The sequence below is a fragment of the Pontibacter virosus genome (assembly GCF_003096355.1).
Classification (GTDB): domain Bacteria; phylum Bacteroidota; class Bacteroidia; order Cytophagales; family Hymenobacteraceae; genus Pontibacter; species Pontibacter virosus.
Genome location: NZ_QEKI01000007.1, coordinates 28,856 through 43,431, shown reverse-complemented (window position 1 = coordinate 43,431; position 14,576 = coordinate 28,856). Strand labels below are relative to the sequence as shown.

At 50.0% G+C, this 14,576-nt stretch carries 17 protein-coding genes; 8 read left to right on the top strand and 9 right to left on the bottom strand.

The features are described from left to right. Nucleotides 1–5: 5 nt before the first annotated feature. Entirely contained in the window at nt 6–1,376 is a 1,371-nt protein-coding gene (locus C8E01_RS12210) for a hypothetical protein (RefSeq protein WP_116543731.1), read from the top strand. A 280-nt stretch (nt 1,377–1,656) separates the two neighbouring features. Next, the gene (locus C8E01_RS12205) at nt 1,657–2,082 is read left to right on the top strand and encodes a secondary thiamine-phosphate synthase enzyme YjbQ (protein ID WP_116543730.1); all 426 of its coding nucleotides are present in this window, start codon (nt 1,657–1,659) and stop codon (nt 2,080–2,082) included. A 13-nt stretch (nt 2,083–2,095) separates the two neighbouring features. On the opposite strand, the gene C8E01_RS12200 is transcribed toward C8E01_RS12205, so the two are convergent. The 3 genes from C8E01_RS12200 to gpmI form a co-directional block, all read right to left on the bottom strand. Next, nucleotides 2,096–3,589 (bottom strand): M43 family zinc metalloprotease, encoded by a 1,494-nt coding sequence (locus tag C8E01_RS12200; protein WP_116543729.1) that lies wholly within the window; start codon nt 3,587–3,589, stop codon nt 2,096–2,098. A 135-nt stretch (nt 3,590–3,724) separates the two neighbouring features. Next, the gene (locus C8E01_RS12195) at nt 3,725–4,300 is read right to left on the bottom strand and encodes a hypothetical protein (RefSeq protein WP_116543728.1); all 576 of its coding nucleotides are present in this window, start codon (nt 4,298–4,300) and stop codon (nt 3,725–3,727) included. 1 nt (nt 4,301) lies between these two features. Next, nucleotides 4,302–5,834, bottom strand: a complete 1,533-nt coding sequence (gene gpmI, locus C8E01_RS12190; protein WP_116543727.1) for a 2,3-bisphosphoglycerate-independent phosphoglycerate mutase — start codon at nt 5,832–5,834, stop codon at nt 4,302–4,304. 320 nt (nt 5,835–6,154) lie between these two features. On the opposite strand from gpmI, the gene C8E01_RS12185 reads away from it, so the two are divergent. The 6 genes from C8E01_RS12185 to C8E01_RS12160 all read left to right on the top strand — a co-directional run bounded on the left by C8E01_RS12185 (nt 6,155) and on the right by C8E01_RS12160 (nt 10,195). Further along, on the top strand, nt 6,155–6,577 hold the full coding sequence (locus C8E01_RS12185; protein WP_116543726.1) for a DUF4783 domain-containing protein: 423 nt from the start codon (nt 6,155–6,157) through the stop codon (nt 6,575–6,577). 66 nt (nt 6,578–6,643) lie between these two features. Continuing rightward, the gene (gene nadC, locus C8E01_RS12180) at nt 6,644–7,501 is read left to right on the top strand and encodes a carboxylating nicotinate-nucleotide diphosphorylase (protein ID WP_116543725.1); all 858 of its coding nucleotides are present in this window, start codon (nt 6,644–6,646) and stop codon (nt 7,499–7,501) included. Between the two features lie 49 nt (nt 7,502–7,550). Beyond that, nucleotides 7,551–8,132, top strand: a complete 582-nt coding sequence (locus C8E01_RS12175) for a hypothetical protein (protein WP_243409547.1) — start codon at nt 7,551–7,553, stop codon at nt 8,130–8,132. A gap of 102 nt (nt 8,133–8,234) precedes the next feature. After that, entirely contained in the window at nt 8,235–8,537 is a 303-nt protein-coding gene (locus tag C8E01_RS12170; protein WP_116543723.1) for a hypothetical protein, read from the top strand. Nucleotides 8,538–8,698: 161 nt separating this feature from the next. Next, the gene (locus C8E01_RS12165) at nt 8,699–9,433 is read left to right on the top strand and encodes a class I SAM-dependent methyltransferase (RefSeq protein WP_116543722.1); all 735 of its coding nucleotides are present in this window, start codon (nt 8,699–8,701) and stop codon (nt 9,431–9,433) included. A gap of 6 nt (nt 9,434–9,439) precedes the next feature. After that, a complete protein-coding gene (locus C8E01_RS12160; RefSeq protein WP_116543721.1) occupies nt 9,440–10,195 on the top strand; it encodes a ZIP family metal transporter in 756 nt (251 codons plus the stop codon). Nucleotides 10,196–10,348: 153 nt separating this feature from the next. Here C8E01_RS12160 and C8E01_RS12155 read toward each other — a convergent pair whose 3' ends face one another. The 6 genes from C8E01_RS12155 to C8E01_RS12120 form a co-directional block, all read right to left on the bottom strand. Then, the gene (locus C8E01_RS12155; RefSeq protein ID WP_116543720.1) at nt 10,349–10,711 is read right to left on the bottom strand and encodes a hypothetical protein; all 363 of its coding nucleotides are present in this window, start codon (nt 10,709–10,711) and stop codon (nt 10,349–10,351) included. 118 nt (nt 10,712–10,829) lie between these two features. Next, entirely contained in the window at nt 10,830–11,234 is a 405-nt protein-coding gene (locus C8E01_RS12150; RefSeq protein ID WP_116543719.1) for a septal ring lytic transglycosylase RlpA family protein, read from the bottom strand. A 37-nt stretch (nt 11,235–11,271) separates the two neighbouring features. Continuing rightward, nucleotides 11,272–11,970: an alpha/beta fold hydrolase gene (locus C8E01_RS12145; RefSeq protein ID WP_116543718.1), complete on the bottom strand. Its 699-nt coding sequence runs from the start codon at nt 11,968–11,970 to the stop codon at nt 11,272–11,274. Between the two features lie 8 nt (nt 11,971–11,978). Further along, nucleotides 11,979–12,728, bottom strand: coding sequence for a hypothetical protein (locus C8E01_RS12140; protein WP_116543717.1), 750 nt, complete (start codon nt 12,726–12,728; stop codon nt 11,979–11,981). A gap of 40 nt (nt 12,729–12,768) precedes the next feature. Then, a complete protein-coding gene (locus tag C8E01_RS12135; RefSeq protein ID WP_116543716.1) occupies nt 12,769–13,074 on the bottom strand; it encodes a hypothetical protein in 306 nt (101 codons plus the stop codon). 831 nt (nt 13,075–13,905) lie between these two features. Beyond that, nucleotides 13,906–14,358: an Hsp20/alpha crystallin family protein gene (locus C8E01_RS12120; RefSeq protein ID WP_243409546.1), complete on the bottom strand. Its 453-nt coding sequence runs from the start codon at nt 14,356–14,358 to the stop codon at nt 13,906–13,908. Nucleotides 14,359–14,576 lie beyond the last annotated feature (218 nt).

Sequence of the window (14,576 nt, the reverse complement as noted above, 5' to 3'; positions counted from 1 at the left end):
ATCCCTTGAAATACCTGCTCGCCATACTGCCTCTTTTATTCCTACTCTCGATGGTGGGCTGTGAGCCTAAAGATGAGGTTGTGACCAACGACCCGGACGTGGTGCTGCGCTTCTCGGCAGATACGGTGCTGTTTGATACGGTTTTTGTAACGCAGGGCAGTGTAACACGGCGACTCAAGGTATACAACCCACAAAAGAATGCCGTGCGCATCAGCAGTATCAGTTTAGGCGGAGCTAATGTTTCCCCTTACAAATTGATCATTAACGGACAGGAAACTCCAATCGCAAACAACCTCGAGTTGCGCGGTCAGGACAGCCTCTATATTCTGGTGCGTGTCAACATCAACCCGGCAGCCCAAAACCAACCTTTCCTGGTGGCAGACTCTATAGTGTTCCAGACAAACGGAAACCAGCAGAACGTGAAGCTGGTGGCTTATGGGCAAGATGCGGTGTTCCATCAAAAGGGTGTAATCGGCAACACGACCTGGGCGGCAGGTAAACCGCATGTGCTGCTCGACACCGTACTGCTGCGCGAAGGAACCACATTGACTATTGAAAAAGGAGCACGCATATTTGCCACGAATAAAGCCGTGCTGCTGATCAACGGCACGCTGCAGGTTAAAGGCACACCAGAGGAACGGGTGACGTTCTCAGGTATACGACGTGAGCCTGCCTATGTCAATGCGCCCGGACAGTGGGAAGGTATACGCATCCTGGCTGGCAGTCAGAACAACACCATCCGCTATGCCGATATCCGCAACACGATTCGCGGTCTGCGGATCGGCAACCCGGGCAAGGGAGGTACTTTGGTGGAAGGCTGTGCGATACAGTATGCTTTTCTGGACGGCATCGTGGCTTTCACTTCGGATGTAAAGGTGGTAAACACTTTGATCCAGAACTGCGGGCAGTACAGCTTCGGCGGCTTGGGTGGGGGGAATTATGAGGTACTGTATTCGACCCTTGTCAATTACCAGAATCAGTTGCAGCGCGAAACCCCCGCATTTGTCATCGCTGACTTTATACCTGGCACTGATATCCGAGACCAGCCCACACGACTACGGCTGGGCAACAGCATTGTACACAGCGACGGCTCCAACTATATAAACGAAGTACTGCTGGAAGGCAACATTTCAACTGAGGTAGCGCACAACATACTGCGCACGGATGCTTACAAAAACACACTCAATAGCAACGGCAACCTGCTCAACATCGATCCCAAGTTCAAAGACGTTCGCAAGCAGGACTTCAGCCTCGACACCCTTTCCCCCGCCAGCGGTGCCGCCCTGCCTTTGCCAGGTATAGGTAAGGACCTCAAAGGTTTAAACCGCAGTTCCACCAAGCCAGATATCGGCGCTTTTGAGCGGACGGTTGATTGAGTGAGTTGGTGATTAAGTGAATGAGTGATGGAGTGGATGAGTGATTTGTTCAATGGAGCATTGATGGAAGAAACACGCAGATTTTATATAAGTTTACTCAAGCAGTGCTTTTGCGTATGAATCACAACGATCGACCTTTCAGTAAGTCATCCAGAAAATCAATAACTAAATCACGAGTTCGCTCAATCACAAATCAAAAAATAATCACTCATCCACTCCATCACTCATTCACTCAATCAAAAGCAATCACTCCATCACTCATTCACAACTCAGAAAAGACATGTGGTTTCAGAAAGAGATACGCTTGCCAGCCGTAAAACGCGGTTTCCACTTAATCACGGACCTGCTTCTGGCACAGTTGCCTGAGCTGGAGAACTACAAGGTGGGTTTGGCGCACATCTTTATCAAGCATACCTCTGCCAGCCTTTGCATCAACGAAGATGCAGACCCCACTGTGCGGCAGGATTTTGAAAGCCACTTCAACCAGATGGTGCCCGAGAATGCACCCTATTACCGCCATACTCAGGAAGGGCCAGATGATATGCCTGCGCACCTGAAGGCTGCTTTGTTGGGAAGCGCCGTGACAGTGCCGATCTCGGATGGGGAGTTTAATATGGGAACCTGGCAGGGCGTATACCTGTGCGAGCACCGTAATCATGCCTCTAAGCGCACCGTGGTAGTTACCCTGCAAGGCGAAGGCTACTAAGGTATAGCCGTTCCTATTTTACGATACTAACTTTTGTAACAGCGATGCCGTTGGTGCTAGTTGTGCGCAGGAGGTACATACCTGCCGGAATGTGTTGTACATCCAGTCTGATCACCCTGTCTGCCACCTCTTGGCGCAGCATCACCTGGCCGTGGCGGTTCAGCAGCTCTACCAGCTGAATCTGCTGACGTGCTGCCTGCTCTACAATGATATAACCCTTCGCTGGATTCGGGTATACCTTCACATTGTCTGCCGTCACATAGATGTAATCCTCTTTGGTGAGGGTATGGCTTGAGTTCTCGTTGGAAGTGGTGAGGGTAACGCTATACCTGCCCGGGCGGCTATACCTGACGGTTGGGTTCTGCGCTGTAGATGAGGCCGGCGTGCCGCCCTCAAAGTGCCACTGCCACCGTGTGGGCTTAAAACCTCCGAATGAACCGATGAACTGTACCTGGTCGCCGGGGGCCAGCAAAGTATCCTGGGGCTGGGCAGTGCTGAAACGCGAACGCAGCTCACCGGTACAGGCCGTGGACGCAAACATATACCCGCGCGCCGACTCCAGTATCGCTTGCATGTAGGTAGCCTGGCCTTTGGTGAAGAGGCTCATGCAGGCATCGTAGGAGTAGTCCATGTAGTTTTGCCACATGTTGCCGTAGGGGCCGTTGTCGCACGAAAGCTCGATTCCGCCTGGGCAGCCATCCGTCTGGGTAAACTGATTAGGCGTGTCGTCTATGTCATCGGAGTCGTTGCAGGTCATGCCGTTGCCCCAGATGTGCTTGAGACCCAGCCAGTGCCCCACTTCATGCGTGCCAGTTCGTCCCTGGTTGTAGGCCCACAGGCTATTGTTGTGCGGGGCCGCCCCTACCGTGCGATAGTGCAGCACCACCCCGTCGCGCTCAGGTGAGGCGTCTGGCGAGGAGGCATAGCCAATGCTAGTAGTACCCAGGTTGCCTATCCAGATGTTCAGGTACTGCTTTGTGTCCCAGGCATCCACCCCCCCATTGGCTGAGGACTTGATCTGATCAGAGAAATAACTGAAGCTTTCTTTAGCTGTTTGTGTGCGGGTGATACCTGTCGTAGGGTTTCCGTCCGGGTCTACTATGGCCAGGCAAAACTCAATGCGGGTGTCGGCGGCGAACGGTTGGAAATAATCCGGAGTATTGGTGGTGTCTGCGTTAAGACGGCGAAAGTCCCGGTTCAGCACTTCGAGCTGCGAGCGTACCTGCGCCTCGGAGATGTTTTCGCTCCCGGTCTTATACACCACATGAAACACCACAGGTATGGTAATGGTGGCCTGTTGCATGGCCTTGCCAGCAGGGCGCTGGCGCATGAGCTGCTGCACTGCCTGCTGTGTTTTTAAGCTGCGCTCCTCAAAGCCCGGATCTTGTCGTTTTAAAGTCTCCAGGTATGCCTCTGTGCTGCAGCCACGCCCCTGCTCAGCCGTTTGCGCAAAAGTCAGACGAACAAAGGCAAGGGCAAGAATAAGAGCGAGGGTACAGATACGCATAAGCACAGATCAAACAGACACTAAGGGTACAAGCGAAGGTAAAGTGCATGGCTTGAACGGCTTAGTAGAGCAATATACGCAATTTAACCCTTAAAAAAGAAATCGAATAAAAGGCGGTGGCTGCTATAGGTTTGCCTATAGGTTGGCATCAACACGGTACCGGAGGGAATCTCCAAAAATAAGCTTTTGCACGCCCTCCACCCGGTAGCTCGACAGATTGCCTGTACCTGGTTCTGCACTCAGGCTGATGTTTCTTTTAGAGTAGAATAACAGGTTCTCTTCCAGCACCATTGCTTCGAGGCTTTCCAGCTTCTGAGAAGGCGATATGGTGAGCTGCAGACGGTCAACAGGGGCAGCCGCTTCGGCATCTTTTGTGAAGATACTGACCGTGCTACCATTGGGCAAGCTATGGCGCTCTTCCCTGTAAAAATCGCGCAAAGCTGGGCGGCTCAGGTCCACTTCCTGAAAAATGGCGAGTTCTTTTTCCCAATCCAACTCCTCCATTTGCAGGGTTTCAGTTGGCTGTCCTTTTGTGATAACCGACTTTAGCACCGGAGGCTGCTCCTGTTGCAGACGGGCCGTTTGCGCTTGCAGGTAGCCCGTTAGGTCATAGGCAGGTTCTCTGTCCGTTGCAAGAGGCGGAGTAGGCCGCTCACAAGCCGCAAGTCCCCACAGCAGGGCAAATAGTCCGATGATGCGATAGCTGCTCAATTTACTGCGCTTTCTCAAGAAGTGATTCACCCGTCATCTCCAACGGCTGCGCGATACCCATCAAGTCCAGTATGGTAGGGGCAATGTCACCCAACTTTCCTGGCCTAAGGGTGCCTCTATAGTCATTGCTCACCAGTACGCAAGGCACCAGGTTGGTGGTATGGGCCGTGTTGGGTGTACCGTCCGGATTGATCATGAAATCAGCGTTGCCGTGGTCCGCTATTACGATTACGTCGTAGTTGCTTTCCAGGGCCGCGTTTACCACCGATTCGGCACAACGGTCTACCGCTTCGCAGGCTTTCACCGCAGCCTCAAACACGCCGGTATGACCGACCATGTCGGGGTTGGCAAAGTTAAGGCAGATAAAGTCGGCTGTTCTCTGCAGAAGTTCCGGCACGATGGCGTCGCGGATGTCGTAGGCACTCATTTCCGGCTTCAGGTCGTAGGTGGCGACCTTTGGAGATGGGCACAGCAGACGCTTCTCACCATCAAATGGCACTTCGCGACCACCCGAGAAGAAGAACGTTACGTGTGGGTATTTCTCTGTTTCAGCGATGCGGATCTGTTTGCGGCCGGCATTGGCCACCACTTCACCAAGCGTGTTGTTCAGGTTGTCTTTATCGAAAATAGCCTCCACACCTACGAAAGTGTCGTCGTAGTTGGTCAGGGTGGTGTATCGCAGGTTGAGCTTGTGCATGTTCTGCTCCGGGAAGTCCTGCTGCGTGAGCGCCTGCGTGATCTCACGGCCACGGTCAGTGCGGAAGTTGAAGCAGATCACCACATCGCCTTCCTTGATTGTTGCGATGGGTTGCTGCTCGTTGTTTACTTTCACAATCGGCTGGATGAACTCGTCCGTGACACCGGCGTTGTAAGAGTCCAGCACCGACTTGATGAGGTTCTGCGAAGGCGTGCCCTTGCCGTGCACCATCAGGTCATAGGCCAGTTTTACACGCTCCCAGCGGTTGTCGCGGTCCATGGCGTAGTAGCGGCCGATGACTGAGGCGATGGTGCCGGTCGTGTTTTCGAGGTGCTGCTCCAGGTCGTTGATGTACTTCACGCCTCCCTTGGGGTCTGTGTCGCGGCCGTCCATAAAAGCGTGGATGTATACCTTGTCCAGGCCATAGTCAAAAGCGGTAGTGCAGAGTGCCTTGAGGTGCTCAATATGGGAGTGAACGCCACCGTCTGACAGCAGCCCGATCAGGTGCACGTCCTTTTTGTTTTCTTTGGCGAAGGCATAGGCGCCCGCCAACGCCGGCATAGAGGCCAGCTTATGTTCTGCAATGGACTTGTTGATGCGCACCAGGTCCTGGTACACCACACGTCCGGCACCCAGGTTCATGTGTCCTACTTCTGAATTGCCCATCTGTCCCTCCGGGAGCCCTACCGCCTCACCGGAAGCCTGCAGCGTGGTGTGCTGGTAAGTCTGAATGATGTGATCGTAGAAGGGCGTGTGCGCCTTATGAATAGCTGAAACTTCTGGGTTAGTGGCGATTCCCCAACCATCCAGAATCATGAGCATTACCTTTTTATCCATGGTGCAAATATAAGATAATCGGTGGTGCCTTATCTGCCTAAAGAGCTGATTTGTGCCCAAGGTATGAGAAGCCCGCCCGGAATTGCTTAAATTGTAGCTGATGCCGGGCATGAAGCGGCACTATACCCTGAGTAGAGCAAGGCACCTGCTCCGAATCTAAGGTATACAGGGCTGCACGGCATATACTTCTGTAACGGCAGGTATAAATATCCCGTTACATCGGCATATATTGATTTTTCTTGTTAAATTTAGGTACTTGCTTACGCCTTTTGTTGGCATAGTTTTGGCTGATAGAGAGGACGAGATTACTTATACACCTTATGAAAAACTTTAAAAACATTGCTGTAGTACTTTTCCTGGCTTTTGTCACGACATTATTCGCTTCCGGACAGGCTGTGGCCCAGAAGGATGTGTTTGATGGAGTGGAAGCAGCTTTGCGGGCTGGATCGGCCAAGGATCTGGCCAGGCACTTTGACAGCAAGGTAAGTCTGTCGTTTGCAGACGAGAAGGCGACAGACTACAGTAAGACGCAGGCAGAGTTTGTGATGAAAAACTTTTTCAGCAAAAACCCGCCTACCGGCTTTGCTTACAACTTCCCGACCCCAAGTGAGTCCGTGCGAAAAGACAAGCGCTATGTGATCGGTACCTATACGCACCGCAACGGTTCTTACACTGTTTTGATCCGGGTGAAGGACGCAAAAGGTAAGTTTCTGATACATTCCATCGATTTCATAAAAGATTAAGCAGATAATAGTGAGATTTTTAGCAAGGCTCGGGATATATACCGGGCCTTTTTTTATTTTTGCACCGTGAAAGCATCATACCTGACAGAAAAAAGCATAGCTGAGTTTATATCCAGGGCTCTGGCCGAGGATATAGGCGATGGCGACCACTCGTCGCTGGCTTCTATTCCGAACGATGCCCAGAACCAGGCGAGACTGCTGGTGAAGGGTGACGGCATACTGGCTGGCGTGGAGCTGGCCGGATACATCTTTAACCAGGTAGACCCTGACCTGCAGGTAGAAGTACTGCTGCAGGACGGTGCTAAGGTAAAGCATGGCGATGTGGCCCTGACCGTGAAAGGCAAGGCGCAATCCATCCTGACGGCTGAGCGACTGGTGCTGAACTGCATGCAGCGTATGAGCGGCATCGCGACCTATACCCACTACCTGAACACCCTGATCGCCGGTACCAAAGCCAAACTGCTGGATACGCGCAAGACCACGCCAAACTTCCGGATCATGGAGAAATGGGCCGTGCTGATAGGCGGCGGCGTGAACCACCGTTTCGGCCTGTTCGACATGATCATTCTGAAGGACAACCACGTGGACTACGCTGGAGGTATACGCGAAGCCATAGAGGCCACGCAGCGTTACCTGCAAGAGAAGGGCAAAGACCTGCGCATTGAGGTGGAGACCCGCAACCTGGAGGAAGTAAGGGAAGCCCTGGAGACCGGCGGCATCCATCGCATTATGCTGGATAACATGACACCAGAGATGATGCGTGAGGCAGTAGCCCTGATCGGCGGCCGCTTTGAAACCGAGGCATCAGGCGGCATCACCGAGGCGACTATCGCAGAGGTAGCCAGGTGCGGTGTCGACTTCATCTCGGTGGGGGCACTGACGCACTCTATCAAGAGCATGGACCTGAGTCTGAAGGCTTATTAATTGAACTTATACCTGCCCGATAAAGGGCAGGCGCTTATATTTACTTTTTATGCAACAAAATCAACGTTACCGGATGCAGTCAGGTGCTGCTCCAAATGCCATTCGTACCAAAAAGTACCAGTTGGAGAAAAACACTTTTACAGGTATAGCTTTGGCCAAGGTATGGCGCAAGGACTGGTGGATGGCGCTTATCCCGCTGGTGCTGTTTCTGCTACCAGCTGTGTTTAGTTTTTCCTGGTGGTGGGTAGCGGGCGCTATTCTGGTTACGCTTATCTTTGTGCTGCTCCGTTCAGCTCAGGTAATGGGTGTGACGCAAATGGAGCAGGGAAATCCGCTGTTTGAGAAGCTGAGCTATGAGATTGACTCACGCCAGATTCTTTTGAAGCGAAACGAGCGCGAGGGTATGGCCCTGACCTGGGACATGATCGGTTCTGTGGAGCGTAAAGGCGAGTCGTATGTGCTGTGGTTGAAGCCTCCTACAGATGCCCAACTGCCAGGTGGCTGGAAGGGCTGGTTGGCCAAGAATTTCCAGGCGCCGGTGTTTGTGATGATGCCATTCCGCATCTTCAACAACCCCAACGACCTCAAATTGCTGGAGTCGATGCTGCGCCGTAAGGAGTTGATCGCCTAGCGGTATTAAAACCCAGGCCCGTATACCTGTCGTATTAACAGATTTGCTATCGCACTATGTAGTAGTGCTTTAAATTGAAGACCCATAACTTACTAAATAGAGATGAATAAGAACGTACTTGCAGTATTCGCCGCAGTTTGTGGTTTGTTTATGATTTCATGTGACACGCCAAAAGACCTGCGTCCTGAGGCAAAGGTGTCAAATGATACCGTTCCTCCAGGAATGCGCAGCACAAACAATGTGTCTGACTTAGGTGGAGATGCTGCAGCACATGGTGCTGAGGGCCATAGCACACAGAAAGAAGTTATGCCGAACCATGATCAGGGAGCCAACACAATTCAGCCAGGCGATAGCGTTCGTGAAAGTGGCGTAACCAATTCAGAAGCTGGCGCCGACAAGCAATAACTGGACGCTTGCTGATAAAATTTGAAGTCTGCCGTTGCTGTGCATAACAGTGGCGGCAGACTTTTTTATGAGTTGCCGTACCTGTGTATACTGCCTGCGTATACCCATGTTCCCAAAATAAAAGCGTATATTTGCATCCTTATTGCAATTGCGCAGCACCTATGGCCCAACAGGAAGAGTGGTTCAGCACTTGGTTTGACTCCCCTTACTATCATATCCTTTACAGCAACCGCGACGACCGCGATGCCCGGCTGTTCATGGATAACCTGCTGGCCTACCTGCACCCAAAACCGCAACATAAAATCCTGGACCTCGCCTGTGGCAAAGGCCGCCACTCCCGTTATCTGAACCAGCTTGGCTACGATGTAACAGGTATAGACCTGTCGGAGAAAAGCATTGCCTATGCCCGGCAGTATGAAAATGAGCGCCTGCACTTTGATGTGCACGACATGCGGGAGGTATACAAACCAGAGACATTCGACTTTGTGCTAAACCTGTTTACAAGTTTTGGCTATTTTGAGAGCGAGACTGAAAATGTGGTGGCCCTGAAAGCCGCCGCCATTAACCTGAAGCACGGAGGCAAACTCGTGATCGATTTTATGAACACCGACCGCACGATCGAGCGACTGGTATCGTATGAGCAGAAAGAGGTACAAGGCATTCTGTTCGATATAAGCCGGAAGGTGGAGCACGATTTTATCGTGAAGACCATTCGTTTTGAGGATAAAGGGCGTGCATACTGCTTTGAGGAGCGTGTACGGGCATTGCGTCAGGAAAACTTTATGGAGTACTTCCGTATTGCACAGTTGCGCCTGGTGGAGATTTTTGGGGACTACAAGCTGCAGGCTCTTGATCCGGAGAGAAGCGAGCGCATCATCTTCGTGCTAAAAAAGTAACGCAATATGATCATAGCTATACTTGTGCTCTTCTTCACGGTGGTGCTATCCAGCTTCCTCGTAAAAGTATTCCCGCCAGACAACAGCCGTTGGCTTAAGATGGCGCTGGCTTTTAGCGGCGCATACCTGTTCACGATCACCATCGTGCACCTGCTACCCGATGTGCTGATTGGAAACCCCAATCCGCATCGTGTTGGTTACTGGGTGCTGGCCGGCTTCTTTCTGCAACTGATACTAGAACTGTTTTCTCATGGGGTGGAACATGGGCACATGCACACCAACCACCACGGGCACACGCATGCAGGCTCTATGCCTTTTCTGCTGCTAGGCTCACTGTTCATTCACTCATTTCTGGAGGGTAGCATACTTGTAGAAGGTGGCGAGCGGCACGCGGGGCATCATCATGCGGGAGAGAATTTTTACGCAGTGCTGCTAGGTATAGCTATACATCACGTGCCGGCAGCATTTGCGCTGATGTCTGTGCTGATGTCGCGCATCGGCTCCTTCCGAAAAGCCTTCCTGTGGCTCCTGATATTTGCCATTGGGGCACCCTTAGGTATACTGGTAAGCAACTACATCATAAAAGACAACATAGGGGGTGAGTTGGTGTTCACCGCGCTTACAGGCCTGGTAGCCGGCAACTTCCTACACATTTCCACCACCATTCTTTTCGAAACCAGCCCCGACCACCGTTTCAACCGCAACAAACTGTTGGCGACTCTTTTTGGCTTAGGGCTTGCCCTGCTCACGGATATGGTATAAGTACAGGTATAGAATCTAAGCAAAAGCTAGAGTTACAAACTGTCCGATGGGGTAATGGTATCCACTGATTATAGAGTTTGCCAGGTAGAGTGTCAGCCAAAAACAAAAAAGGCTGATCTAAATCAGCCTATCCAAAGTAAAGAAGAGGAAAATTTACATAATAGTGGAAAGCAGTGTAGCTGCAAGCGCCTTTAGGGCAAGCACTACTGTGCTCGACTTTACTGTCACATCAGACTCCTCATCATCAGAGCCGGAGGCAAGTTCCTTGAAGAAGGAAAAGGGGCTCTCAAGCACATCATCATCTAAAACTGACTTTTGCTTTTTAGGAGCTGAAGGCTTTGTACCATCCGTGGTTGCGGCAGTAGCAGTGTTGGTGTCAGGCGCTACGACTGCGGCGGCTTCAGAGGTGGTTTTTCCATTATTCAGACCGGCAGCATTGGGTGCAATAGTTACACCAAGCAACAAGATTGTTGCCAGACCTGCCGTTACTGAAAGGGATTTCCACTTTTTGAGCATGGACAAAATTATGATTTAAAATGCAGTATTACAAATGATTAATAGGAATATTTGTAGGCTCATCTAAAAAACAAAGTGAGGGCTCTTACAAAAGTGGCCAGCACATAAACATCGTGTGTTAACGTACAGGAGCAGGTTTAACTACTTTCACCTCCACAGGCACTATACCGGCGCCAATATAGTCTAGCCGCTTAGCCGCCGCCTCACTCAAGTCAATAACACGACCCTTTACAAAAGGCCCCCGATCTGTAATGCTCACTTTAACCGATTTATTCGACTGCAAATTGGTTACTTTCACTTTCGTGCCGAAAGGCAGAGTGCGGTGTGCGGCGGTAAGCTTCCTGCGATTATAAGCCTCTCCATTGGCCATCTTACGGCCGTGCAGCTTATTGCTGTAGTAGGATGCCTTTCCGGTTTCGGTGTAGCCACGCTGTCCTACGGCAGGTTTTGAACTGGTGCAGGCACCTGCAGTGAATAAGGTGGAAGCAATTAGAAAAGTGCCGCAGATGTGTTGTAAGCGCATAAGTATTCGTAATAAGTACAGTCAGTTTAATTTAAACCTAAATAGTTTCTTTCCCCAAAAATAGCCTCAGCTCATGCTGCAACTGGCTAAGGTTGGCCTTTTCCAGGGGATGATGCGTGTCGGGGAATACCTGCAGGCTGGCGTTGGGCAGGTGCTGGTAAGCCCAGGCTGTTTCCTGCAGACTAACCATGCTGTCGCGGTCGCCGACGCTAACCCGAATAGGTATAGGTATGCGCGACAGGGTTTCTTCAGTAAGCAAAGGGTGATTGCCTAGGTGTAGCATCATGTCGGCTGTTCGGCGCATTACCTCCTGCCACTCGTTGGGTTGGTGACGCTCAGCCAGCACCGCCGCAAAAGCAGGCACTTTCTCCTGTACCTTCTCCGGCTGTAGCATTTTCACTTCTTTTACAGCTGTATCCTGGCTCCAGGAAAACTTAGTAGCCAGTGTGAAGATGCGTCTTACCCTTTCTGGGTGCTGAAGCGCCAGATATAGCGCAACGTAGCCTCCCATGCTATACCCAAATATGTCAACCTGCTGGAGTTGATGTTGATCCAGATAGTGCAGCACATTCTCTGCAAACAAGGCAATGCGAAAGGGCTCCTGGGGCATCGCGCTTCCACCGTGCCCTTGAAAGTTCAAGGGATGCACCGTAAAGTCTGCCTCAAGCATCTGTTCAAGGGGATGCAGGGTGCTGGCAGCACCTAGAGCGCCGTGAAGTAAGAGCAGATCAGGCATCAGCTGTGTTATTGCTTCACCTGGTAGTTATATACATCCACTGCCTGTGTCAGCTTGTCTTTGCGGAACAATTGAATGACCAGCGGTACAGCTATAAGTCCGGCGCCAGCATACACAGCAGGTGACACACTAACAGAATTGGGGTTGGTGGAGCTCTGCGAAGACGATAGCAGGCCGTAAGTAAGCAAACCTGCGCCCGCTATACCCATCACCGTCGAAATGGTTCTTTCGCGCTTGTGGCGTTGGATCAGCACCATACTCGAGGCGTTGTCAGCCAGCGCCTGCTCCAGGTTCTGCTGGTTAAAGGTCATCAGAGGGCCGTTGTCTTTGGAGAAGAAGTAAATCCGACGGCGGCTGGTCCGGGGCATGCCATACCCGTATGGGTGATACCCCATGGCGGCATAATCGATCGTGGTGGTGAAGAACTTAGAGATGCGCGGTCCTTCCATGATCCGCTTTGCAAAAGAGTCAAAGCGGTTGCCGGCGGCCACTCTCGCGAAATAGCCGTCGTTGTTCTGGTATACGTCTATCAGCTCCGGAGCGTACTTCAGCGTGTCGTCAACCAGGAAGAAGTCTTGTTTAAAGAGCGGCGACTTATACTGCACCTTGTTGCCGTATACTACCTGGCCGTTGCGTAGTTGCAGAAAGTGGCGGCCCTTCTGGCGTTGAGGTTGATAATTCTCCTGGGAGTACTCCTGCGCTTGCAGACTAAAGCCTAACAGCAGGCAGGCAATAAGTGCAAAAATTGTCTTGTTCATGTATAGGGTGGTTTCAGCTATAATTCAAATAAGCTTCGGTTCAGAAAATGACCGCGAGCATCACGAGCATTCCGGCCAGTGCCAGGTATACCCAGCCCATTAGCTGGCCCCTATGCTTACTAGGCACAATATTGCTCACCAATACAACGGCTATCAATACGCATACTATATATAATAGTATAAAAGTAACGGCTTTTACCCAATTCGGCACTATGGTATTCTGGGCCTGATACTGGTTGTCCATCCCCATACCTGACACCAGATACTGCAGCAGGAAAAACACTACTACTTCGAACACCAAAAAGAAAAACAAACCATATAGGCGATAGTGTTTTTGCTCAGCCATGTTGCCGTATTTATGTAAACAAAAGAAGGCTTCCAAAGACAGTGGCCTTCTGTATTAACTATTTAGTGTAGGCAAGTTCTTCTCTGCTTAAATATAATAACAGGAAGCTAATATGTCGCCATGCGTTTTATTTTTTAGAGTATCCCGTATACCTTAATAAAAGGTTGGACAAGCTTGGTTCATATCCTTCGTGAAGTATATAGGAAGGATGGCATGTTGTTTGTGATTAATTAACAAGCAGATATATATAGATTGCAACCTGATGAATTATAAATATATGTCTAATCAGTGCAATTTATGGTAAGATTAAAAGAATGTAGTTGCACATCAGTAATAATGTGAAACAATTACAGGGGGGAAACCCGTTAAAATACCAGATGAATGTAGGGATATGAGGTTATTGAAGAATATTAAATTAGACAATCACTATTTTAACTATGGTGACAAGACTCGTAAGATCTTTAGCATAGGCTACGAAGATCTCACGACACTCATCTATTATCAAGATAACAACAATAACTACACGTTAGTAATATCGAAAGAAGACGATCCGCCGCTGATAGTTGAAAAAAAGATATCGCGAGCGGAAGCGTTCAGATTAATGAATACCCGGCCCTGAAGCCGGGTATTTTTATTTAAGCCAAAATGGATAAGTGGAATAAATACTATAAGATAGCTTTTTGGGGTGCCGCAGCGAGCTTTATGGCCCAGGTAATCGTCTCTATAGCAATAGATCCGTATCTGGCGTCAGTTTTTACTCCTTTTTACGCTGTATGGGGTATTGTAGCCGTAGTGGGCTGGCGGCATGAGCATCCACGCAGGTAGCAGCTTTTAAAGCTGCTTGATGTCAATCAGTCGTGGATGGAGCGCAGCATCGTGATACGGCAACTTAATGCGCAACTCACCATTCTTATAAATAGCCTCTATGCGGCTTAAGTCAATCTGCGGAGGCAACATAAAAATTCGGTTAAACAAAGGTACTGCCATCTGAGGGTTTTCCTGGCTTTGCAGCACAGAAAATATCGTAAGCTGGTTTTGGTGTAGCACCACTTTAAACGATTCCGGATTGACTCCAGCAGCCCATACACTGATGACAGAACTTCTCTTCTTCTTTCTAATATCTACATACGTCTCACTAACACCACCTCCTACTGTATTTAGTAAGTCAATTTGATAAACGATTGATCGCAAAAACTCTTTATCCTTTATAATTTTCATCTCTTTCTCCTCTAGGTTTTCAGTGATTAATGGTGCAAAAGAGGTGCCAACGAGTATTGGCGCCAAAATGACCGACAAACCATATGGTAAGTGCCCTTAATGTGCCAAAATGGCTTTTTTAACTGATTCTATTCAATTATACTCTACTACTAAGGCAAGTATGGGACTCCCTACTTGACCAGAACTTTATACAATTTATCCAAGCCGATTGAAGTGCTTTCTATCCCATAACGGTGCAAATATTCCCATATATGGAAATATTCCGATTTATATCTACTTATCTG

Bases quoted from the DNA above. Each gene is read 5' to 3' on its own strand.
- C8E01_RS12160 (WP_116543721.1), top strand. From the start codon at position 9,440: ATGATCATAGCTATACTTGTGCTCTTCTTCACGGTGGTGCTATCCAGC.
- C8E01_RS12165 (WP_116543722.1), top strand. From the start codon at position 8,699: ATGGCCCAACAGGAAGAGTGGTTCAGCACTTGGTTTGACTCCCCTTAC.
- C8E01_RS12155 (WP_116543720.1), bottom strand. From the start codon at position 10,711: ATGCTCAAAAAGTGGAAATCCCTTTCAGTAACGGCAGGTCTGGCAACA.
- C8E01_RS12185 (WP_116543726.1), top strand. From the start codon at position 6,155: ATGAAAAACTTTAAAAACATTGCTGTAGTACTTTTCCTGGCTTTTGTC.
- C8E01_RS12140 (WP_116543717.1), bottom strand. From the start codon at position 12,728: ATGAACAAGACAATTTTTGCACTTATTGCCTGCCTGCTGTTAGGCTTT.
- C8E01_RS12170 (WP_116543723.1), top strand. From the start codon at position 8,235: ATGAATAAGAACGTACTTGCAGTATTCGCCGCAGTTTGTGGTTTGTTT.
- C8E01_RS12150 (WP_116543719.1), bottom strand. From the start codon at position 11,234: ATGCGCTTACAACACATCTGCGGCACTTTTCTAATTGCTTCCACCTTA.
- gpmI (WP_116543727.1), bottom strand. From the start codon at position 5,834: ATGGATAAAAAGGTAATGCTCATGATTCTGGATGGTTGGGGAATCGCC.
- C8E01_RS12135 (WP_116543716.1), bottom strand. From the start codon at position 13,074: ATGGCTGAGCAAAAACACTATCGCCTATATGGTTTGTTTTTCTTTTTG.
- C8E01_RS12205 (WP_116543730.1), top strand. From the start codon at position 1,657: ATGTGGTTTCAGAAAGAGATACGCTTGCCAGCCGTAAAACGCGGTTTC.
- C8E01_RS12175 (WP_243409547.1), top strand. From the start codon at position 7,551: ATGCAACAAAATCAACGTTACCGGATGCAGTCAGGTGCTGCTCCAAAT.
- C8E01_RS12200 (WP_116543729.1), bottom strand. From the start codon at position 3,589: ATGCGTATCTGTACCCTCGCTCTTATTCTTGCCCTTGCCTTTGTTCGT.
- C8E01_RS12145 (WP_116543718.1), bottom strand. From the start codon at position 11,970: ATGCCTGATCTGCTCTTACTTCACGGCGCTCTAGGTGCTGCCAGCACC.